The 21,752-nt window shown below is 42.1% G+C and carries 12 protein-coding genes; 1 reads left to right on the plus strand and 11 read right to left on the minus strand.

The window, feature by feature from the left end:
* The 9 genes from BIZ36_RS21305 to BIZ36_RS09935 all read right to left on the minus strand — a co-directional run.
* Positions 1 to 2,667 (minus strand): Ig-like domain-containing protein (locus BIZ36_RS21305; RefSeq protein ID WP_187457742.1); only part of this gene is annotated, 2,667 nt, incomplete at its 3' end.
* A gap of 242 nt (positions 2,668 to 2,909) precedes the next feature.
* Positions 2,910 to 4,850: an OmpA family protein gene (locus tag BIZ36_RS09900; RefSeq protein WP_222937338.1), complete on the minus strand. Its 1,941-nt coding sequence runs from the start codon at positions 4,848 to 4,850 to the stop codon at positions 2,910 to 2,912.
* 7 nt (positions 4,851 to 4,857) lie between these two features.
* The gene (locus tag BIZ36_RS09905) at positions 4,858 to 5,796 is read right to left on the minus strand and encodes a PorP/SprF family type IX secretion system membrane protein (protein ID WP_187457743.1); all 939 of its coding nucleotides are present in this window, start codon (positions 5,794 to 5,796) and stop codon (positions 4,858 to 4,860) included.
* A 36-nt stretch (positions 5,797 to 5,832) separates the two neighbouring features.
* Positions 5,833 to 13,563 (minus strand): T9SS type B sorting domain-containing protein, encoded by a 7,731-nt coding sequence (locus BIZ36_RS21135; RefSeq protein ID WP_187457744.1) that lies wholly within the window; start codon positions 13,561 to 13,563, stop codon positions 5,833 to 5,835.
* A 322-nt stretch (positions 13,564 to 13,885) separates the two neighbouring features.
* Positions 13,886 to 15,304: a CCA tRNA nucleotidyltransferase gene (locus BIZ36_RS09915; protein ID WP_187457745.1), complete on the minus strand. Its 1,419-nt coding sequence runs from the start codon at positions 15,302 to 15,304 to the stop codon at positions 13,886 to 13,888.
* Between the two features lie 53 nt (positions 15,305 to 15,357).
* Entirely contained in the window at positions 15,358 to 15,930 is a 573-nt protein-coding gene (locus BIZ36_RS09920) for an L-threonylcarbamoyladenylate synthase (protein ID WP_187457746.1), read from the minus strand.
* Positions 15,930 to 16,799 (minus strand): N-acetylneuraminate synthase family protein, encoded by an 870-nt coding sequence (locus tag BIZ36_RS09925; protein ID WP_187457747.1) that lies wholly within the window; start codon positions 16,797 to 16,799, stop codon positions 15,930 to 15,932. The genes BIZ36_RS09920 and BIZ36_RS09925 overlap by 1 nt, the downstream gene beginning before the upstream one ends.
* Complete coding sequence (locus tag BIZ36_RS09930; RefSeq protein ID WP_187457748.1) at positions 16,789 to 17,961, minus strand: acylneuraminate cytidylyltransferase; 1,173 nt, start codon at positions 17,959 to 17,961, stop codon at positions 16,789 to 16,791. The genes BIZ36_RS09925 and BIZ36_RS09930 overlap by 11 nt, the downstream gene beginning before the upstream one ends.
* A 10-nt stretch (positions 17,962 to 17,971) precedes the next feature.
* A complete protein-coding gene (locus BIZ36_RS09935; protein ID WP_187457749.1) occupies positions 17,972 to 19,015 on the minus strand; it encodes a glycosyltransferase family 52 in 1,044 nt (347 codons plus the stop codon).
* Between the two features lie 78 nt (positions 19,016 to 19,093).
* Here BIZ36_RS09935 and BIZ36_RS09940 point away from each other — a divergent pair, with 78 nt between their 5' ends.
* Complete coding sequence (locus BIZ36_RS09940) at positions 19,094 to 19,906, plus strand: glycosyltransferase family 2 protein (protein ID WP_187457750.1); 813 nt, start codon at positions 19,094 to 19,096, stop codon at positions 19,904 to 19,906.
* Here BIZ36_RS09940 and BIZ36_RS09945 read toward each other — a convergent pair.
* Both BIZ36_RS09945 and BIZ36_RS09950 read right to left on the minus strand, forming a co-directional pair.
* The gene (locus tag BIZ36_RS09945) at positions 19,888 to 20,682 is read right to left on the minus strand and encodes a glycosyltransferase family 2 protein (protein WP_187457751.1); all 795 of its coding nucleotides are present in this window, start codon (positions 20,680 to 20,682) and stop codon (positions 19,888 to 19,890) included. The two genes, BIZ36_RS09940 and BIZ36_RS09945, sit on opposite strands and share 19 nt — an antisense overlap.
* Positions 20,683 to 20,829: 147 nt before the next feature.
* Positions 20,830 to 21,645, minus strand: coding sequence for a 2,3,4,5-tetrahydropyridine-2,6-dicarboxylate N-succinyltransferase (locus BIZ36_RS09950; RefSeq protein WP_187457752.1), 816 nt, complete (start codon positions 21,643 to 21,645; stop codon positions 20,830 to 20,832).
* Between the last annotated feature and the right edge of the window lie 107 nt (positions 21,646 to 21,752).

Below are 21,752 nucleotides of genomic sequence, written 5' to 3' on the forward strand. Positions count from 1 at the left end.
GGTGACCACGACCTCGGAGGTATCATCTACGGTACAGGGCGACGTTGCCGCCACGGTATAGGTATAGGTTGCGGCACCAGCGAGGGCAGGGGACCATGTTCCCCCGGAATCAGGAGAATTCCCCAAACGGGCAAAAAGTTGTGCTTCGGTAACGGTCTCTCCTTCACAGATGGTCAAAGTGCCATCGGTCCCGGCATTGGGAGAAGCTTGTGCGGTGACCACCACTTCGGAAGTATCATCTACGGTACAGGGCGACGTTGCCGCCACCGTATAGGTGTAGGTTCCGGCACCGGCAAGGGCGGGCGACCAAGTGCCTCCGGAATCAGGGGAATTCCCCAACTGGGCAAAAAGTTGTGCTTCGGTGACGGTCTCTCCTTCACAGATGGTCAAAGCACCATCGGTCCCCGCGTTGGGAGAAGCTTGTGCGGTGACCACCACTTCGGAGGTGTCACCTACGGTACAGGGCGACGTTGCCGCTACCGTATAGGTATAGGTTCCAGCACCGGAAAGTGCGGGCGACCAAGTGCCCCCGGAATCGGGGGAATTCCCCAACAGGGCAAAAAGTTGTGCTTCGGTGACTGTTTCCCCTTCACAGATGATCAAAGTGCCATCGGTCCCGGCATTGGAAGCAGCCTGTTCGGTGACCACCACTTCGGAGGTGTCATCTACGGTACAGGGAGACGTTGCCGCTACCGTATAGGTATAGGTTCCAGCACCTGAAAGGGCGGGTGACCAAGTCCCTCCGGAATCAGGGGAATTTCCCAACCGGGCAAAAAGTTGAGCTTCGGTAACGGTCTCCCCTTCACAGATGGTCAAAGTGCCATCGGTCCCGGCGTTGGGGGCAGCCTGTTCGGTGACCACCACTTCGGACGTATCATCTACGGTACAGGGCGACGTTGCCGCCACGGTATAGGTATAGGTTCCGGCACCAGCGAGGGCAGGGGACCATGTTCCCCCGGAATCAGGGGAATTCCCCAACTGGGCAACAAGTTGTGCTTCGGTGACGGTCTCCCCTTCACAGATGGTCAGAGTGCCATCGGTCCCCGCGTTGGGGGCAGCCTGTTCAATAATAAATATAGTCGCTTCGCTAGTTGAAGAACATGGGGCAGTTCCGGTGATGGAATAGGTGTAAGAGCCACTAGGGTTTTTGACCCATGTACCACCAGTATCCGGCGAACCTCCCAAGGCATTGAACAGATCGGAATCACTAGGGGTGCTTCCTTCGCAAATTTGTAAGCTTGAATTTAATCCAGCTTCGGGACAAGAATTTATAGTAATGTTCACCGTAGCATGACCAATATGTCCTTTCCCATCTATAATACCGTAATCAAAAGAATCCGTTCCAGAATAATTGGTTGCTGGGGTATACACAAAATAATCGTCAAGCGGGTTGTTTGGTGTGCCATTAATGAATAAGGCCACCGTACCATTACTGGGAGTGCTCACCAAGAAGATGTCGTTATTGGCAGGTCCGTTACCGCTAAAATCATCATTTAGCACCACATCAATTTGTATCGGATTATCCTCATCTGTGTTTGCAGTATCATCAATCGGAGCAGGAAAGTAGCTTTCCGTAACATCATTTTCCGTATTACCATCACTATCCCATCCATCGTCGGAGATGTCGGTAGTATCTGCCGGACCATATGGACTATCTGCAGTAACCGTTACTTGATTTAAAAATCCGCCATGCAGTAAGTCGCTTGCAACCATGGTATAACCGGCAACATAGGTCGCGACTTCATTTGGTTGGAGTGTGCCTTCTGGTGACCCCATGGTAGAATTAGTATAGCTTGGTGCACTAGTTAGGCTTAAGGTATTGCCATCCACATCAGTAAAAGTATCGTTCAGTGAAATGTTATGTAGAGTTACATTTCCGGTATTTGTGATTTCAATTTCATAGGAAATTTGGTCGCCTGCACTTATAGGTACCGAGTAACTTTCGGTTACCGTTTTAGTGGCTTCAACAGAAGGTTCTGCAATAATTAAGTTGGAGAGAACGAATTCTACTTGGTCGGAGGCTGTTAGTACGCTTAGAATACTTCCTTGAAAATCAGTATCCATATTAATAACGGAAAGAGGTACATTTAGACTTAGACTACCACCTCCGGTTCCTTCATCAACTCCGTTTTGGCATTCTCCACCACCCCCAATTAAAAAGGCCTCATCATCTATTCTGAATTCTGTAGGGGTGGATTCAAAAATAGGTCCTACCGAGCTTAATTCGGTCCATGACCCTTCTAGCAAGGTGAAATTGGCGGTAGCGGCCCTTCCAAATAAAGGGAGAACTGTTAAGAGTTCAAATGTTCCAACCTTATCTGCATGTAAAATAGGATTTACAATATATACAGGACTTCCTGAAATAGCATCGAAAAAATGAAAACTAATATTGCCGTTCAAAAGGAAACTTGATTCAATTTCAAGGGACGGACTACCAAAAATTGCAGGGTCGCTGTAGGTAGATGCATCTACACAGCCCATGGTTTCATTTCCTAGAATGGATACACCGCCCGTGACCCTACATTCTACCCGAACCAACCCGTCAGACGAAAAGGATTCCCATACGGTTGATGAAACCGATGTCCAACTTGTGGTTTGCTGGGCGGTTCCAAAAATGTTAATTAGAAATAAGAAAAGGAGCCCCAGAAATTTTTTAAGATTATTCACCAATAGGGAATATTTAAATGGACTCCCGCTTCAATTGAAAGTCTACAACGTTGAAAACGATAAAATTAAAGGCAATAATGGGGCTGAGGAATTATATGTTGTATACTCCTGTGGAATAGATGTATAACCTTTTTATTTTGTTGAAACCACCTAGTAATGTACCGGTTTATTATGAATTTTATTTCACTTGAGGTACAAAAAAACCCTTCAGAAGAAGGGTTTGGCAAAATTTACGCGAAAATTTATTTAATTACGATAAACTCGGATCGTCTGTTTTCTTCATGCCTTTTATCTGCGCAGGATGAACTGGTTTCACAGTTGTTTACCAATTGAGATTCACCATATCCTTTACTTTCTAATCTATTCTCCTCAACTCCATTGGCAATAAGGTAAGCAACCGTATTTTTTGCCCTTCTCGCACTTAAATTGAGATTATAGCTTTCGCTTGCTCTAACATCTGTATGTGATTGTACTTCTATTCTTGTATTTGGAAATGTATTTAAATAGGCAATTACCTTTTCCAAAGTTTGCATGGCATCCGTTCTAATGACATCCTTATCCAAATCAAAATAGATAGGTTGCAAATTGAGATACGTAATGAGATTTGTGCCAACCGGAGCTGCCTTAAGGGATTTAGTAAGTTTCACGTTTACTATTTCATCTGAATTTTGGGTGGCCACCCAAGATTTTTCACTAGAATCATAGTCTTCTTTAGAGGCTACTACTTTTAATTGTTTAGCGTTACAATCCACATTGGCTGAAAATCTACCATCCCTATCAGTTATGCTTTCAGTCACAATTTTTTCAGTCTTGTCCACTATTAGGACCTTTGCATTAGACAGAGGCAAGTTTTTTTCCTGATCCAATACTATTCCATTGATCAACGAAGTGCACTCGAATGTTATGGGTTCGTGTTCTTGGAAGGAGTAAATATCATCACTACCTACGCCTCCATCTCTGTTCGAAGCAAAAAAGCCACTTCCGGATTCTTCGCTATAAAAGAAAGAAAAATCATCTTGCTTACCATTTAGGGGTTTGCCCAAGTTGATGATTTCCGATATTTCATCTCCCTTTATTTGTACGGCGAATATATCCAGGCCCCCAAGTCCTGGGTGACCATCTGAAGCAAAATAGAGAATATCATTTTTTGCTGCAAATGGAAAAGTTTCACGAGATTCCGTATTGATGGAGTTTCCGAGATTTTTTGGCGTTCCAAAACTTCCGTCTTCGTTTACATCAACAACATATATGTCCGAAGCGCCGTAGGTACCCTCTCTATCTGATGCAAAGTACAACTTGGTTTCATCTGGATTAAGGGTAGGGTGGGCCGTAGAAAATTCATCGCCATTAAATGGTAATTCTGTGATGTCTTTCCACTCATCTCCCTCTATGGTGGCTCTATAAATTTTAAGTCGACTTACCCCTTCATTATCTCGTGCGAATTTACCTTTCTCGGAATTATTTCTTGTAAAGTAAACGGTTTTCCCATCCTTGGTAAAAGCTGTGGTAGATTCATGCGTTTTCTTGTTCATACTTTTAGGTAATCTTTCTGCATTTGAGAAAGTTCCATTGTTGAAAGTTGCCTTGTACAAGTTTAGAAATGAACGGTTTGTCCACTCATGAATGTTTCTAAATGTTTTGCCGGTGTCCCTAGCGGTAGAAAAAATAAGTTCTTGATCTTTAAGCGAAGGCGCAAAATCAGATTCAGGTGAATTAATAGGAATATTTTCTATGGTATACCGACCGGACATACGCTCAATTTTTTCTAAATAATCCTGATTTTCATTGTAGTTTTTTGCCCGTAAATCTGAATCAATAGCGTCTTCAAATCTTTCCATCCAAATATTGGATGCTTCGTATTCTCCACTGGATTTTAAAGATTGGGCATAGCGGTACATATGGTCTGCACTTGCTGGTTCGTTATCTTTCATGAACAATTTTCCGTACCAATTGGCAGCCTCGGCATAATTAGCATTTAGATAATTGGCATCACCTAGATTCTTGTAGATTTCTTCATCTGAATACCCTTTTTTAACTAGGGTCTCATAACTTTCAATGGCATTTTGGTAGGCTAATTGATCGTAAGCCTTATCTGCTTTACGTTCTTTTTGAGACTGGCCATATCCTACGCTTCCTATTAGCAAGGAGAATGCAAAAATTGTTATATATTTCTTTTTCATCATTGCTGGTTTAGAAGAATCTTGGGGTAATGACACGCTTATACCTAGTTAGGAATTCATATCTAAGCATGATTTCAAAGGAACCATCATTAAATCTTGTTCCGCCTAGTTCCGTTACTTCCCTATCATAGGCTAGACCTACTAGAAATTGGTCGGTCAATTGAAAACCGAACATAGCACTTACAGCTGCATCCCACCTATAGGCTGCTCCCAGAGTAAACTTCTCATTATATAAAAAGTTAGCGGATAGATCTACTTGCAACGGAGCACCGCTAACAGCCTTAACGAGTGCCGCAGGTTTAAATTTCCAGATAGGGTGGATGTCAAAGATATATCCCGCAATCATATAGAAATTCATACGCTCCTCAGCTAAAAAGGAAGTGCTGGAAGAAGAATCATCAAAATGCTTTGTCTTTAGGAAATTAGGTACGGACAATCCAATATAGGCATTGTCTGTATGATAATAAACTCCGGCTCCAAAATTGGGTGAAAATTTACGGTCAATATTGCTTAAACCCAATGAGCTAGCTTCATTGTTATAATTTGCCAATTTGTTGAAATCTACATTTAAGAGATGGGCAGAGGCCTTGACCCCAAAAGAGAGTTTTGCTTCCCTGGCTAAAGGAATGGTATAGGAAAACACGCCATCAAAATAGGTTTCTTGATTGGTTCCGTTTCCAATTTCATCATTGACAATGGAAAGGCCTATACCCACCCGTTCAGAAACCGGACTATGAAAATTAAGGGTCTGGGTTTTGGGGGCACCGTCTAGGCCAATCCATTGGGACCTATGGAGCCCTGCAATACTTAATACCCCTCTAGAGCCAGCATATGCGGGATTTACTGCCATAGTATTGTACATGTACTGCGTATATTGGGCATCTTGTTGGGCCCATCCAGTAAAACATGTGATACCAATTAGGGTAATGGTTAGCATTAGTTTCTTCATGATTCTTTATTTACGCGATATAAGTAGGTTTGTTTATTATCTATTAATGTAAAGGTATCCATTTTTAGTTTGGACTTTTCCATTTATGGTATAGTCAATAATGTAAAAATAAATCCCTACCGGTAATTCTTTATTCACATTTATGGTGGCCCGCCCTTTTGAAATGCCTGTAAAAACAATATCTCTATTATCGTACCCAGTCGATTCAAAAACTATAACACCCCAACGGTTATAAATACGTACCGTATTTTCCGGAAAGGACTCAATATTAGTAATAACGAATTTTCCTTCATTTATTGTAGGTATAAATAGATCTGTATCTATTTGAATATCACAGTTCAAGTCATTGGGGGGAGTCCCTCCTAAGGAATTACAGCCGTCTAATGGGTCTGTACCATCAGATACTTCTTGACCGTCCATTATACCATCTCCATCTGTATCTGCCCTATTAGGGTCTGTTCCAAGGGCTTGCTCTTGATTATTTGAAAGACCATCTAAGTCACAGTCTGAAGTAGTCAATGGTACACCATTGAATGAATCACAGTCATCCAAGGGATTTGTACTATCCGAGTTTACTTCTTGACCATCTAAAATTCCATCACCATCGGAATCTGGAATTAGTGAATCCGTTCCCAACTCTATTTCTTCTCCGTCCGTTAGACCATCCCCATCGGTATCACAGAGACTATTCAAGTTATCCGGGTCGCAGGCATTTAGAGGATCAGTGTTGTTTGCTACTTCCTGCCCGTCGTTGATACCGTCACCATCTGAATCGGGATTGTTGGGGTCGGTACCCGATGCCGTTTCCTCAGCAGTTGTCAATCCATCGCCATCACAGTCCGAAGTAGCGAGAGGCGCCCCACCGTTGGAGTCGCAATCATCCAATGGGTCCGTACCATCGGTATTCACTTCCCGTCCGTCACTGATGCCATCGCCATCTGAATCGGGATTGTTGGGGTCTGTGCCCGCTGCCGTTTCCTCGACGGTGGTCAATCCATCGCCATCGCAGTCCGAAGTAGTCATAGGCGCCCCACCGTTGGAGTCGCAATCGTCCAATGGGTCCGTACCATCGGTATTCACTTCCTGACCGTCATTGATGCCATCGCCATCTGAATCGGGATTGTTTGGGTCGGTACCTGCCGTCGTTTCCTCGGCGGTGGTCAATCCATCGCCATCGCAATCGGAGGTTGCCAAAGGCGCCCCTCCGTTGGAATCACAATCGTCCAATGGATCGGTGCCATCGGTATTTATTTCCTGCCCGTCGTTGATGCCATCGCCATCTGAATCGGGGCTGTTGGGATCGGTACCCGCTGCGTTTTCCTCGGCGGTGGTCAATCCATCGCCATCACAGTCCGAAGTTGCCAAAGGTGCCCCTCCGTTAGAAGAGCAATCGTCCAACGGGTCCGTACCATCGGTATTCACTTCCTGCCCGTCGTTGATGCCATCGCCATCTGAATCAGGATTGTTGGGGTCTGTACCTGCTACCGTTTCCTCGGCGGTGGTCAATCCATCGCCATCACAGTCCGAAGTAGCGAGAGGAGCCCCACCGTTGGAGTCGCAATCGTCCAACGGGTCCGTACCATCGGTATTCACTTCCTCTCCGTCATTGATGCCATCGCCATCTGAATCGGGGTTGTTCGGGTCGGTACCCGCTACGGTTTCCTCAGTAGTTGTCAATCCATCGCCATCGCAATCGGATGTTGCTAAAGGCGTCCCACCGTTGGAGTCGCAATCGTCCAATGGGTCCGTACCATCTGTATTTATTTCCTGCCCGTCGTTGATGCCATCGCCATCTGAATCGGGGCTGTTGGGATCGGTACCCGCTACGGTTTCCTCGGCGGTGGTCAATCCATCGCCATCACAGTCCGAAGTTGCTAAAGGTGCCCCACCATTGGAGTCGCAATCGTCCAATGGATCGGTACCAGCGGTATTTACTTCCTGCCCGTCATTGATGCCATCGCCATCTGAATCGGGATTATTGGGGTCTGTGCCCGCCGCCGTTTCCTCGGCGGTTGTTAGTCCATCGCCATCACAGTCCGAAGTTGCCAAAGGCGCCCCACCGTTGGAGTCGCAATCGTCCAATGGGTCCGTACCATCGATATTCACTTCCTGCCCGTCATTGATACCGTCACCGTCCGAGTCGGAATCGTTGGGGTCGGTACCTGCTGCCGTTTCCTCGGCGGTGGTCAATCCATCGCCATCACAGTCCGAAGTAGCGAGAGGTGCCCCTCCGTTGGAGTCGCAATCGTCCAACGGGTCCGTACCATCGGTATTAACTTCCTGCCCGTCATTAATGCCATCGCCGTCTGAATCTGGATTGTTCGGGTCGGTACCTGCTGCCGTTTCCTCGGCGGTAGTCAATCCATCGCCATCACAGTCCGAAGTTGCTAAAGGTGCCCCTCCGTTGGAGTCGCAATCGTCCAACGGGTCCGTACCATCGATATTCACTTCCTGCCCGTCATTAATGCCATCGCCATCTGAATCGGAACTGTTTGGGTCTGTACCTGCCGCCGTTTCCTCGGCGGTGGTCAATCCATCGCCATCACAGTCCGAGTCTGGCAAGGGAGTACTTCCGTTGGAGTCACAGTCGTCCAAAGGGTCCGTACCATCGGTATTTACTTCCTGCCCGTCATTGATGCCGTCACCGTCCGAATCAGGATTATTGGGGTCTGTGCCTGCTGAAAGTTCTTCAGAATTAGGCAGACCATCTGCATCACAATCGGTTCCACCTAAGGGGGTACCTCCGTTGGAGTCGCAATCGTCCAGTGGGTCGGTCCCATCGGTATTTACTTCCTGACCGTCGTTGATGCCATCGCCATCGGTATCGGCAACTTCTGGATCCGTACCGGCAACAGTTTCATCATCGTTTGACAATCCATCTCCATCGCAATCCGAGATGCCCAATGGCGTACCGCCAATTGAATCACAGTCATTGGTAGGATTGGAGCCATCTACTTTCACCTCCTGACCGTCGTTGATGCCATCACCATCTGTATCTGCTATATTTGGGTCAGTGCCTTCTGCCGTTTCTTCGGCAGTGGTGAGCCCATCTCCATCACAGTCCGAGTCTGGCAAGGGGGTACCTCCGGTAGAGTCGCAATCGTCCAATGGGTCGGTCCCATCACTATTTACTTCCTGCCCGTCATTGATACCATCGCCATCTGAATCCGGGTTAGAAATATCCGTACCTGCGGCTTCCTCCTCTGCATTTGTGAGCCCATCTCCATCACAATCGTTTGTAGGTTGCGGTTGCCAATAAGGATTGGAAGTCGGTTGACAGGGGTCATTTTCAAAACCAGGTTCGTTAATGTCACAAATATTATCACCATCTAGATCTGAGCAGCTTGGTACCGTAATGAAAACCGTGGCCGTTGAACAAACGGTATTATTGCAGACTTGATAGTTAATGGTAATGATGCTGTTATTATCTGCCGCAACTGGGGTATAGTTTATTTCTCCGGTGGCTGAATTAAAAGAGACCGAACCATTATAAGTGCCTCCCCCAAAATCTGTGAGAATACTACCTGGTAAAAAATCGTCATTATAAACAATGTTGAGGGTTTTTGGTATTCCTACATCAGCGGCTGTAGCATCATCATTGGCTGTAGCATTGTAAGGATTGGGATCTGTACCGTTTAGGTTTCCATCTCCGTCACAATCATTATTTGGCAAAGGAGTTCCTCCAACGGAGTCGCAATCGTTCAATGGGTCAGTACCATCTGTATTTACTTCCTGCCCATCAGAAATGCCGTCTCCATCTGAATCTTCGTTATTTGGATCTGTACCTGCCGCTGATTCTTCTGCTGTTGTTAAACCATCGCCATCACAATCTGCAGAGGATGTGGGAGTGCCACCAACAGAACTACAAGAGTCGTTAGGGTCCGTTCCATCCGTATTCACTTCCTGTCCGTCGACAATTCCATCTCCGTCGCTATCTGCTACATTAGGATCTGTACCGGTAATTGCTTCTTGGGAATTGGTGAGACCATCCCCATCACAATCCGATGACCCAAGAGCAGTTCCTCCATTAGAATCACAATCGTTCAAAGGGTCAGTTCCATCTATATTTACTTCCTGCCCGTCATTAATTCCGTCACCATCGGAATCGGGATTATCTGGGTCTGTGCCTTCAGCAGTTTCATCTGCATTTGTTAATCCATCTCCGTCACAATCTGAACTAGAAAGGGGAGTACCGCCATTAGAGTCACAATCATCAAGGGGGTCTGTTGAGTCTGCATTTACTTCTTCGCCATCATTGATGCCATCCCCATCGGTATCTGGGTTATTGGGATCCGTTCCCAAATTTGTTTCATCATCATTGGATATACCATCAGTATCACAATCTGAGGTACCCAACGGACTTCCTCCAACGGAATCACAGTCGTTCAGTGGGTCTGTACCATCTAAATTCGCCTCTTGACCATCATTAATACCGTCACCATCCGTATCAGCTACATTTTCATCTGTTCCGAGGGCATTTTCTTCGGCATTGGTAAGGCCATCCCCATCACAGTCATTAGAAGGTTGAGGCTGCCAATCCATATGATTGTTGGGTACACAAGGGTCATTTGGAGCGGGATCGTCTACATCGCATATATTATCACCGTCTATATCTGAACAAGCAGGAATGGTAATGAAAATAGTAGCTGTTGCACACACACTTCCTTCACATATTTGATAGTCTACAGTGACCGTGCTATTATCTTCCGAAGCCAATGCCGTATAGGTAATCTCTCCCGTACTTTGGTCAATTGCAAGCGTTCCACTGGCCGTTCCCGTAGTTAAATCGGTTATTGTACTACCTGCCAGAAAATCATCATTTGTGATAATATTCAATGTTTTGGCAACTCCTACATCTGCCGAGGTATGATCATCGTTTGCTATTGGTAGTGTTCTATTAGGGTCACTACTATCTGGATTTCCGTCATTATCACTATCGGAATCCTGGGAGTCTGAAATGCCGTCTCCATCTGTATCAACACAAACAAAAACATTTACCTGAATAGAGATCGGACCCATTTCTCCTTGCCCGATATGGTTACTATTACCTAGTTTTATATTGGTATTTTCAAGACAGCTCAATGTGTTTTGGGAAAGGATCCAATTAGGCAAAGAATTGTTCATATATGGGAGGGCATCTACTCGCCCCCCTGTTGTGGCATCTAAAAAGAGCTGTGCCGAACCTCCAGCAGCTATAACCAATTCCGGATTTCCTTCACCCGTTGTTGGGTCCCAATTACCATCTCCATTAATGTCAAAAATTCCTCCGGAGCCAAATGCTGGTTGGTTTTCATAATGAGTAGAATCAAAATAGAGTATTGGTATATTATCAATATGAAGTTGTAATCCATCATCAAAATTGGTGGGGAATGTTATTATATTGCAACCATTGTAAATGTCATTTGGTCCCAGAACGGCCTGTAAATTGAAATCTGTAATGGTCTCCAAGCCCATTCCAGCGCCCGTTGAGCCGTTTCCACTTGCAGTTACAGGATAACCGCCGGTACTGTTTGAAGTAAGGTCTCCGGATAGATTTAGGGTAGTGGTATTTGAACCACATTCTACAGAATTGCCTACCCCATCTCCATCACAATCCGTAGTAGGCAAAGGGTATCCTCCATTTGAGTCACAATCGTCTGTAGGGTCTGTTCCATCTTCAAATACTTCTGTTCCGTCCAGTATTCCGTCCCCATCGCTGTCAGGATTATTAGGGTCTGTTCCATAGGTAGCCTCATCCTCGTCGTTAATTCCGTCACCGTCACTATCCAGTTTAGCCAGAACGGTAATGGTTTCCGATAGGTCATCGGCAATAGTATTACTGTCCGTTTGTGTTTGGGAATTGGTTGCCGTGTTGGTTATTGTTCTTTCCTCAAGTGTTTGATCTGCCGTGGCAGTAATTACCAAGTTGTGTACTTGTCCGCTATAAAAATCACCTATGCTCCAATCGGGATAAGTCCAGGTTCCAAAACTGGGCGTGGCTGAAACCAAAGTCAATCCTTCCGGCAATATATCCTGAACCGCAAGATTGGTTACAGTTTCAACGCCTAAATTCTCTACACTAATAGTGAATTCAACATTATCGCCCTCAAAAACAGTATTGGTATTAGCGGTTTTGGTAAGCACTATTTCGGGATCACAATTATAAGCGGATAGGGGAGAGGAATCATAACTACACGGCCCTTTGGTGACCCTTACGTGAAAATCTCCAGGAGAGGCGGGCGTATAACTACTGTTGGTAGCTCCCGGAATGAGGGTTCCATCTTTATACCATTGATAGGCATCAAAACTTCCGGTAATCTCTTCAACTGCAGATCCTGGTAAACAACCTCCGCCAACTATTTCCAAATCAACAATGGGTACTGTATCAAACCCTGAAAAATAACCTGCTATTCCCGCGCTACTTCTCACACCTAAAAATCCAACGGCAATAGGTCCCGTAGATTGTACCGATACGTCACCGGTCAAATTAGGGACGTAAAAGGTTTTCCAATCCGTAGATCCATTTACGGCCCTACTGGTAAGGGTTGAACCATCTCTACTTCCATTATTATCTGTTACAACAATGTTGGCATCTGGAGTGGTAGTGGATGCTATTATAGTAATGCCGCCGTTAAACGTTTGTCCATCAACATTACGTATATTGGGGATATTGTCCATGTTATCTGGCAACAAGCAATTTATGGGAGCAATAAAATTTAGGCCTATGGTCTGTATCGCCGTTGAGCCCGCCAAACACTGATAGGCATAGGTATCCTTACTAGTGGTAACCAACATATTGCCCCCTGCACTATAATTGGAGTAATGGATACCCGGGACGATAAAATAATCGCCATTATTGATGGTTGCAATAGGGGTGACAGAACCGTTTACATAGATATCCGTTCCGTTCTGAGTACCGATAATAATTGGAAATTCCGTTTCATTGGTTCCGTTGCCACGTACAAAAATATAATCCCGTCCAATAACATTTTGGGGCACCGGTTGGTCAATGGCAGCATCACGCAAGCCGGAACCTACCCTTACTCCGGTATTTAATCCACCATTGCTTATGGCTATTGGCTTGTCAGATTCAATGGTGGCTCCCAGCCAGCCATCTATGTTTGCGGCAGTTTCATTTTTTCTAGCTTCAAATACAAAAGATTCTCCGGCATTCAAGTTGATGGTGTAGGAATCATTTGTAAGGCCGTCTGCATCATTTTGATATCTAAACTCGCAATTGGGGTCATAATCATGAACTATTACTTGGGTATTGTCTTCAGTTGCCATGATTCCCAGAACACTTGATAGTGAGTTCTGGTTTGCCAGATTGGGGATGCCACCCCATTTGAATAAGGTTCCCAATGCCTGACGCCCCTTTGAGGTAAGGGAGGTGGCTTGTGCGGAAGAACGGCCTCTATAGTTAACATAGAATTTTTCACCACCTGGCGATTGAAACCTCAAACCACTATTGTTAAGAACAATACCTGTATTACTGTTACTAACAAGGGTAATTTCATTATCTCCGTTTGCAATGTTGTATTGGTAGGGCGTATTGTTTGAAACTGAAAAAGATGCAATTGGTGAGGTGTTGGAGCCTCTAAATACCTGAACTGTGAATGGATTTACATCTGGGGTAGAAATATAAAAAGCTTGCTCCCTTATGGCTTGATTATTACCGCCCTGTTTTAGGGGTGGTAAGATGTGAAGGTCACTAAGCTGTGCATACGTGGAGATTATTCCAAAAATGATAAAACATAGTGATAGTAAAAGTTTTTTGGGGAGCATCATCTTTACTTTTTAAACAAGCTATGGTCAAAACATAGCAACCTGACATTTTAAAATTATCCAGATCTGCAAGCTTAAAAAATAATTTGTTGTGTTTTCCTACATCTTTGATGTTAAATTGTAAAAAGATGTTGTTTATCGATAATCCTTTACACAATAGTACTTTAAAGAGTTTTTTAGTAAATTGAAACTATAACGTTTTCGTAATTTTCTTACACGAAAAATTTGAATTCGGAGTGAGCGGTTATCATATACCCACGAATAATTATACCCGAAATACTTTTCTTATGAAGTAAATCTAACATAGTAAGGAGATTATAATTTGCTAATTTTTGGTGGTTAGACCGAGAGCTTTTCCTTTTTGAAGCATAAAATTCTTAGCAGCTTCATATTCATTTGGGATTTCACCTTCTAGTATGGCTTCCTTGATAGCATCTTTGATTAGGCCAATTTCCCGAGAGGGTTTAAGATTAAAGGTGTCCATAATTTCTTCGCCGCTTACTGGTGGCTGAAAATTTCTAATATGATCACGTTCTTCAACTTCTTTGATCTTTTGGCGTACAAGCTTAAAGTTGTTCTTATATTTCTTTTGTTTCTTGGAGTTCTTGGTAGTAATGTCCGCCTCGCATAGCGTCATCAAGTCGTCTACATGGTCCCCTGCTTCAAATACTAAGCGCCTTACGGCAGAATCCGTTACAAAATCTTCAGAAAGTATCTGTGGCCTTGAACTCATCAAAACCATTTTTTGAACGTATTTCATTTTGTCGTTCAGGGGCATCCTCAAGCGTTTGAAGAGCTTGTACACCATTTTACTTCCCACAAATTCATGACCGTGAAAAGTCCACCCTATTTTCTTATGGAACTTTTTAGTAGGTGCTTTGCCTATATCATGCAATAAAGCCGCCCAGCGTAACCAAAGATTATCAGTTTCTTTCGAAATATTATCAACGACTTCCAAGGTATGCCAAAAATTGTCCTTATGGCGCTGACCTTCCTTTTCCTCAATACCTTGTAGAGCGGTCAATTCCGGTAAAATGTATGATAAAAGCTCTGTTTTATTTAAAAGGGCAAAGCCTTTGGAGGGCTTTGGACTGGCCATAATTTTATTCAGTTCATCTACAATTCGCTCTTTGGATATAATTTTGATTCTCTCCTTATGAGAAGTGATGGCTTGTAACGACTTTAATTCTATAGTAAAGTTCAATTGTGTGGCAAACCTAATGGCGCGCATCATTCGCAAGGGGTCATCACTATAAGTAATGCCCGGTTCTAAAGGGGTTCTAATAATCTGCTCCTGTAAATCTGCAACTCCATTGAATGGGTCTAATAATTTCCCAAAGTCTGAAGCGTTCAATGATAGGGCCAAGGCATTGATGGTAAAATCACGTCTGTCTTGATCGTCCTGTAAAGTGCCGTTTTCTACAATAGGTTTTCGGCTATTTCTTTGGTAGCTTTCCTTTCTAGCTCCCACAAACTCCAATTCAATACCTTCATGTTTGAGCATGGCCGTACCAAAATTCTTGAAAATGGAAACTTGGGGCTTTCCCTTTAATTTGTCAGCTACGGCTTTTGCTAACTCAATACCGCTGCCAATGGCAACAATATCAATGTCCTTTGGTATTCCTCTTTGTAGCAAATAGTCCCTTACGTAGCCACCAATAACAAAAGCGGTTACCCCTAATTCATCCGCGGCAGCGGAAACAATTTTAAATATTGGATTTTCTAAAGCCTTTTGATGGTTCAATTGATAGCATTTAACAGAATCCTCCTGGATTAAGGGATCCTACTTTCTTTACATTACTCCCTAATGACCTTTACCGTACCATCATTGCTCAATTTTATAATGGACGATGGTACCGAATTTTGATGTTCGGGCTGCAAATTTACCACATAGTCTACACCTTTTAAAATTGCGCTGCTAATTTCATCGAAAGACTTAGGTGTAGGTTGCCCGGAGATGTTTGCTGAGGTAGAAACAATGGGCTTTCTAAATTTATTGATTAGGTACTGACAAAATTTATCTGAAGCAACCCTGATAGCTAATGTATTGTCACTTGCTACCAAGTTCTTGGCAATACCCTTGGGATGGTCGTAAATAATGGTAGTTGGCTTTGTAGAAAGGTCAATAAGGTCATAAGCTAGGTCCGGTACATTTTCTACGTGTTTCTCCAGCATGGCGTCATTGCCTACCAAGCAGATCAAAGCCTTGCTATCCTCCCGGTTTTTTAAATCATACACCTTCTTAACCGCTTCTTCATTGGTAGCGTCACAGCCAATTCCCCAGACCGTATCCGTAGGGTAGAGTATGAGCCCACCATTTTTTAGGACCTCTACGCAGTTGTTTATTTCTTGGGAAAAGTCGGTAGGCATTACTTCTGATATTTTAATTTTTTTCGTTGAACATCCTCAATATCGAGAATATCCTGTTGTTTAAAGGTTAAGGCTTCATAAGTAGCTTTTAAATCCCTGCAAAGTTTTCTTAGGCCCATGGGTTCAAGAGAAGCTGCATGGTCCGTACCTTTCCACGTTCTGTCTAAGGTATAATGTCTTTCGATAATATGTGCCCCCAATGTATATGCAGCAACATCTATGGCAATACCAAGATGATGCCCAGAGAAACCAATGCTTTTAACCCTATGTTCATATTTTTCCTTTAACTTCAAAATATCCAAAAGACAAACATCTTTGAACGGCACCGGGTAGCCAGAAGTACAATTATATACCACTAAATCTTTGTTTCGTTTTCTTTTCTCGAAGAAATTTATAATGGATTCAATTTCGTCTTTGGTGGTCATACCTGTTGAAATATGAATTTCCCCCTTATAATTGTCACATAACCAACCTAACATCTCGTAGTTATTGTTGCAGGCTGATGGAATTTTAATGAACTCAGGATTTAGACTTGCAATTTCTTTTGCTGAAGTTGTTTCCCATACAGAAGTGGAATACGTGATTCCTAATTCTTCACAATATTCCTTTAACTCTTTATGCTGCTCAACCGTAAATTCCAAAAACTCCCTGTGTTCGCCGTACGTATCACCATAGGAATTGGAAGGATTCGGGTGCGGAGCGGCATACTGCACCTCTGTCAATAACTCCTTGTTGTTTCTTTTTTGAAATTTTACAGCGTCTGCATTGCCAAAAATTTTTGCCATATTAATGAGCTCTTTGGCAATTTTAATATCCCCTTTATGGTTACAACCAATTTCTGCAATTACGTAGGGTTTTTTATAAGTCATTAAATCTTAAATTGTAGTTGATAATAAATTCCGCGGTTTCTCTAATAGCTCCAGAAGCGGAATTACTGTTAAGAACCATATCTGCGTGATATTTGATTGTTTTGGTGGCATTGGCCGGACAAAAAGACCATCCAACGCGTAACATGTTGCTCCAGTCGTTAATATCGTCCCCCACATAGGCTATTTCTTGTGGAACTATTTTTCGTTGAGAGCATAGGTGACTTAATAGGGAATACTTATCTTTAACACCTAAATAAACATCTTCAATTTGAAGTTTCGCCATTCTCTTGGCAACCACCTCAGATTGCTCCGAAGTCATTACAATGACTTGAACACCGTGCTGTCTTAGAATTTCAAGACCCATACCGTCACGCATGTCAAAAACTTTTGAGAGTTCCCCTTCTGAAGAAAAATGAACCCTACCATCTGTAAAAACCCCATCAACATCTAAAATAAGATAGTTGATACGCCTTGAAGATTTATCAGTCTTAAATTTGTTGACCAATAGCTGTTCAATTAACAACCAATCTGTTTCAGAATCAATTTCGGTCAATGTATCCTCATCCATTTCAATGAGTCCAATTTGGCCACTTAGTCTGTTTTTAGACTTTAAAAGTGCATTTTTTGAGGTACAGTAAATAGCTCCGTTCTCTATAAGAAGTCCATCAAAATCTTGTCTACGAGGTCTCTTCTTATAATCATAATTGAGCGCTCTACCCTCATTGGACCAGATAAATCTATGCGTTTTGACTACACTAAGTACAGCATCTAATTTGTCCAGTTTTTGCTTATCCAATGCTTCATTGATGTCCTTCCTAGTTGTTAGGGGAGAAGTAGCCTGTAACAAGCAGAAAACGTCAAAATCAATATTATGATCATTACAAAACTCCATCATCGCCGCTTCGGTAGATGCCGTATCAGATGCATTCTCCTCAGAGCGTTTTAAGGCTTTAACTTTATTGGTCCAACGAAAATTCGCGTTTATGTATTCAATAATATATTCGTCATCTGTAAAAACATAGATTTCGTCTAGTTTTGAGAATATAGCTTCTGTTAAGACCCAAGTAAATAAAGGTCTTCCTAAAAGCTTTTTTTTGTTTTTGCCGGGAATACCTTTTGAGTTTTTTCTTAAAGGAATAAATCCAATTGTTTTGTAGGCCATATATGGAATGCTATGGGTTTACAACCATATTTTTTATAAGGTTGCGAGTTGATTTGGAGGTAAATTTATCCAAATATTCTTTACCTAGAAAAAATCGCTCTTCAACCATATCCAAATTATTGAGAGCTGTAGAAAATAGGGTATATCCTTTTTTAAAGTAGAAACCGTCTTTTAAGGTTAGTATTTCAATAGGAAAAAGTCCAGGCAAAACAGTGATACCCTTTAAATGTTTTTCATATTGGGTACGTTCTCTTGGATGGGTTTTTAAAACTATATGCATCCCCTCAGGAATTTTTGAAATAATATTCCTGTAAATGGATATCTTTTCTTGCTCATTTGCTATAACCTTATCTTCCGAAATAGGTTGTGTAAGAATCAAGGCGCTGTTTGGGTTGTTAATGGTAAGTGAACTGTTGGGTAAGAATAAATCAAAAATTTCATCTTTGGTTTGCTGAGTTAACTTCGAGCATATCTTACTTATATTAAGTTCTACTGCTTTTTCCTTTATACCTGCAGGAAGCCTTTCTGGAAATTGAGCATAAATGGTGTCAATTTCTTTATCAAATCCGCCACCAATGGGTGTACCGGTAATAAATTCCCTATAAAATTGTTCAAATTTAGAGTGACGCTGGCAATAGGTCCTAGCCCCATCTTCAATCATGTTTATCTTCTTGTGGCCATAAGTGTATAAGAAATAGCTTTTTGAAGAATCTGTGTCACATAAAAATAGGTCTGAGTTCTCTATAAAGGAATGCTCTTCAACCAAAACCGGATGCTTCTCTCTTAAATAGGGTAGTAGTCTACCCTTTCGTCTAAACGCATAATTGAAAGGTCCTACATCATTCTTGTGGATTTTACGCTTGGAAATAATGTGAACATCCCTAAAAAAGTTCTTTTTTAGACTGGGGATAAGTGTTTCTATGAAAGGAGTGCTTTCCACCAAGAAGAGAAGGTTATCTCCTCTTTCAACAGAATCAAAATTGCTGTCTTTTACTATATGAAGAAGCGAAAGATAGATGTGGTAAATTGTGGAGCCAACGTAGGTTCGCTTCATATAATTTAAAAAATTGTTATTGGGAATGGACCTCAAAAAACTACATTTGCAAAAGTAGCTAAAATTAAATTGTTCTTCATGAGTACGGTAAGTGTTATCGTTAGTACCTATAACCATCCGGAGTGGTTGGAAAAAGTTCTTTGGGGTTTCCATTGCCAAACATATAAGGATTTTGAAGTGGTTATTGCCGATGACGGTAGTGGAGAAGAAACAAAGCAACTCATTGAAAAAATTGAAAAAAAGGTCAAGTTTCCAATAAAACACGTTTGGCAAGAAGATGATGGCTTTCAAAAGTGTAGGATTCTCAACAAAGCGGTAAAATCTTGTAGTGCAGAATACGTGATTATGACCGATGGGGATTGCATTCCTAGGGAAGATTTTGTCCAGGTACATTACATTAATAAAGAACCTGGCTATTTTATTTCTGGTGGATATTACATGCTGCCAATGAATATTTCCAAAGCCATAACATTAAAGGATATTGAGGAACAAAACTGTTTCAATATACAATGGTTAAAGGAAATGGGTATACCAAAAACCTTTAAAAACAATAAGCTTACGGCAAGGGGTTTTATTTCAACCTTGTTCAACACTTTCACGCCAACAAACGCCAGTTGGAACGGCCATAATTCCTCAGGTTGGAAAAAGGATATCTACAATGTGAACGGCTTTGATGAACGTATGCAATATGGTGGGGAAGACCGTGAATTTGGTGAGCGACTATTTAATTTTGGGGTAAAATCCAAGCAATTGAGATATAGTGCTGTCTGTGTACATTTAGATCATGCTCGAGGTTATAAAACCCCTGAAGCAATTGCCAAAAATCAAGTAATTAGAAGAGAGGTAAGACAAAACAAAAGTGTTTGGACCTATCACGGCATTACCAAATAATAGGCAAGCTCATTTTTCTTTTCCAGCTTTTTCAATTCTCTATATCTTTCCAAATCACCCAAGGCGTTTAGATAACAAATGGTGATACCTTTTCGCCCATCTAAAACCCCCAAACGTATAATGTAGTGATTAAAAAACTTCCAAGCAGGTTTAAATATTAAAGATAGTACATTGTATCTGTTCTCCCTATAAAAGTCTTCTTTCGCTTTTAATCTACCATATTTTAGCATCTTGGATTTATAATCCTCAAAGCTCTTGTAGCAGTAATGGGTAAGCTTATTTTTTAAGATTCCCGAAGTTCCTTGAACAACCAAGGTTTCATGCACTATTTTTTTATCGGAAAATCGAGCCTTACTTTTTCTAAAAAGCCTATAGTTTTTATCTGTTTGCCATCCGCTGAAATGTAGCGGACTGTTCTCGAACATAAATTTTCTATAGAACCAAAAGGCAACGTCCTCCGGATTACTTTCAATAGTTTCAACAATCTCGTATTGTAGTTTTTTGGAAACTACTTCATCTGCATCCAAAAACAAAACCCAGTCATTGGAGGCCTGATCCAATGCAAATGACTTTTGTTGGGTAAAGTTGGAAAAAGGATGTTGTATGACCCTAACCTTGGGATGTGCCTTTAAATACTCATAAGTACCGTCCGTACTATAGGAATCAACAACAATAATCTCGTCTGCAAATTCAACAGATTCTACACACTTTTCAATATAGCCTATTTCGTTATAGGTAATGATTAGGGCCGATACTTTTTTGTTGTCCTTTGGCATTTGCGATTATTTGGGTTTGGTTAAGCATACTACTCTGTAGATTAAAAAGAACTGAAAAGGTTGCGTTTTCAGGCTCAATAAAAATCCTACCCTTTAATAACAAAGAAAAAACAAAAAAATTATGTTTAATCAAAAAAATCCTACAATTTATACAGCAACATCATACTCACGTAGGGCATCATTCAAGGATGTCTTCTTATTGGTGCTTTCTTTTCGCGTTCCAATAATCAAAGCACATGGCACCTGAAATTCGCCTGCGGCAAATTTCTTGGTGTAACTCCCCGGTATAACAACTGACCTTGCCGGAACCCTACCTTTTAGTTCAACAGGGCTATCTCCAGTTACATCTATTATTTTGGTAGAAGCGGTCAATACTACATTAGCACCTAGTACGGCCTCCTTTTCCACACGTACCCCCTCTACAACAATACACCTAGATCCTATAAAACAATTATCTTCAATAATGACGGGTGCTGCCTGTAAAGGCTCTAAAACACCTCCAATGCCAACACCTCCACTTAAGTGGACATTTTTACCGATCTGGGCACAGCTTCCAACGGTGGCCCAAGTATCAACCATGGTTCCTTCATCTACATAAGCACCAATATTCACATAAGACGGCATTAAAATGGTACCCGAGGAAATATAGGCACCGTGTCTAGCAACAGCGTGAGGTACAACCCTAATCCCTTTTTCTTGATAACCCTTTTTCAATGGAATTTTATCATGATACTCAAAAATTCCGGCTTCCAAGGTTTCCATTTTTTGAATGGGAAAATATAGTACCACACCTTTTTTAACCCATTCATTAATTTGCCAACCATTCTCAGTAGGTTCTGCACAACGTAATTCACCGGAATCCAAAAGATTGATCACTTCTCTAATGGCATCTTGGGTAGATGCTTCCTTTAAAAGTTCCCTGTTTTCCCAAGCATTCTCTATGGTTTTCCTTAATTCCGTCATGGTGTTATATTCTTTTGATTTTGTTGTCTAAAAATTCAAACTTCTTTATGAAGTGGCTGTTAAAGCGATGCAAATATAAGCTAGCATACTCATTTAGACGCCCAATT

The organism is Cytophaga sp. FL35, from assembly GCF_014349235.1.
In the GTDB taxonomy this organism is placed as follows: Bacteria; Bacteroidota; Bacteroidia; order Flavobacteriales; family Flavobacteriaceae; genus Euzebyella.

What these genes read in the sequence shown, in the direction of transcription:
- BIZ36_RS09920 (WP_187457746.1), bottom strand. Translation starts at nt 15,930, where the DNA reads ATGCCTACCGACTTTTCCCAAGAAATAAACAACTGCGTAGAGGTCCTA.
- BIZ36_RS09900 (WP_222937338.1), bottom strand. Translation starts at nt 4,850, where the DNA reads ATGATGAAAAAGAAATATATAACAATTTTTGCATTCTCCTTGCTAATA.
- BIZ36_RS09935 (WP_187457749.1), bottom strand. Translation starts at nt 19,015, where the DNA reads ATGAAGCGAACCTACGTTGGCTCCACAATTTACCACATCTATCTTTCG.
- BIZ36_RS09930 (WP_187457748.1), bottom strand. Translation starts at nt 17,961, where the DNA reads ATGGCCTACAAAACAATTGGATTTATTCCTTTAAGAAAAAACTCAAAA.
- BIZ36_RS21135 (WP_187457744.1), bottom strand. Translation starts at nt 13,563, where the DNA reads ATGATGCTCCCCAAAAAACTTTTACTATCACTATGTTTTATCATTTTT.
- BIZ36_RS09945 (WP_187457751.1), bottom strand. Translation starts at nt 20,682, where the DNA reads ATGCCAAAGGACAACAAAAAAGTATCGGCCCTAATCATTACCTATAAC.
- BIZ36_RS09905 (WP_187457743.1), bottom strand. Translation starts at nt 5,796, where the DNA reads ATGAAGAAACTAATGCTAACCATTACCCTAATTGGTATCACATGTTTT.
- BIZ36_RS09950 (WP_187457752.1), bottom strand. Translation starts at nt 21,645, where the DNA reads ATGACGGAATTAAGGAAAACCATAGAGAATGCTTGGGAAAACAGGGAA.
- BIZ36_RS09940 (WP_187457750.1), top strand. Translation starts at nt 19,094, where the DNA reads ATGAGTACGGTAAGTGTTATCGTTAGTACCTATAACCATCCGGAGTGG.
- BIZ36_RS09925 (WP_187457747.1), bottom strand. Translation starts at nt 16,799, where the DNA reads ATGACTTATAAAAAACCCTACGTAATTGCAGAAATTGGTTGTAACCAT.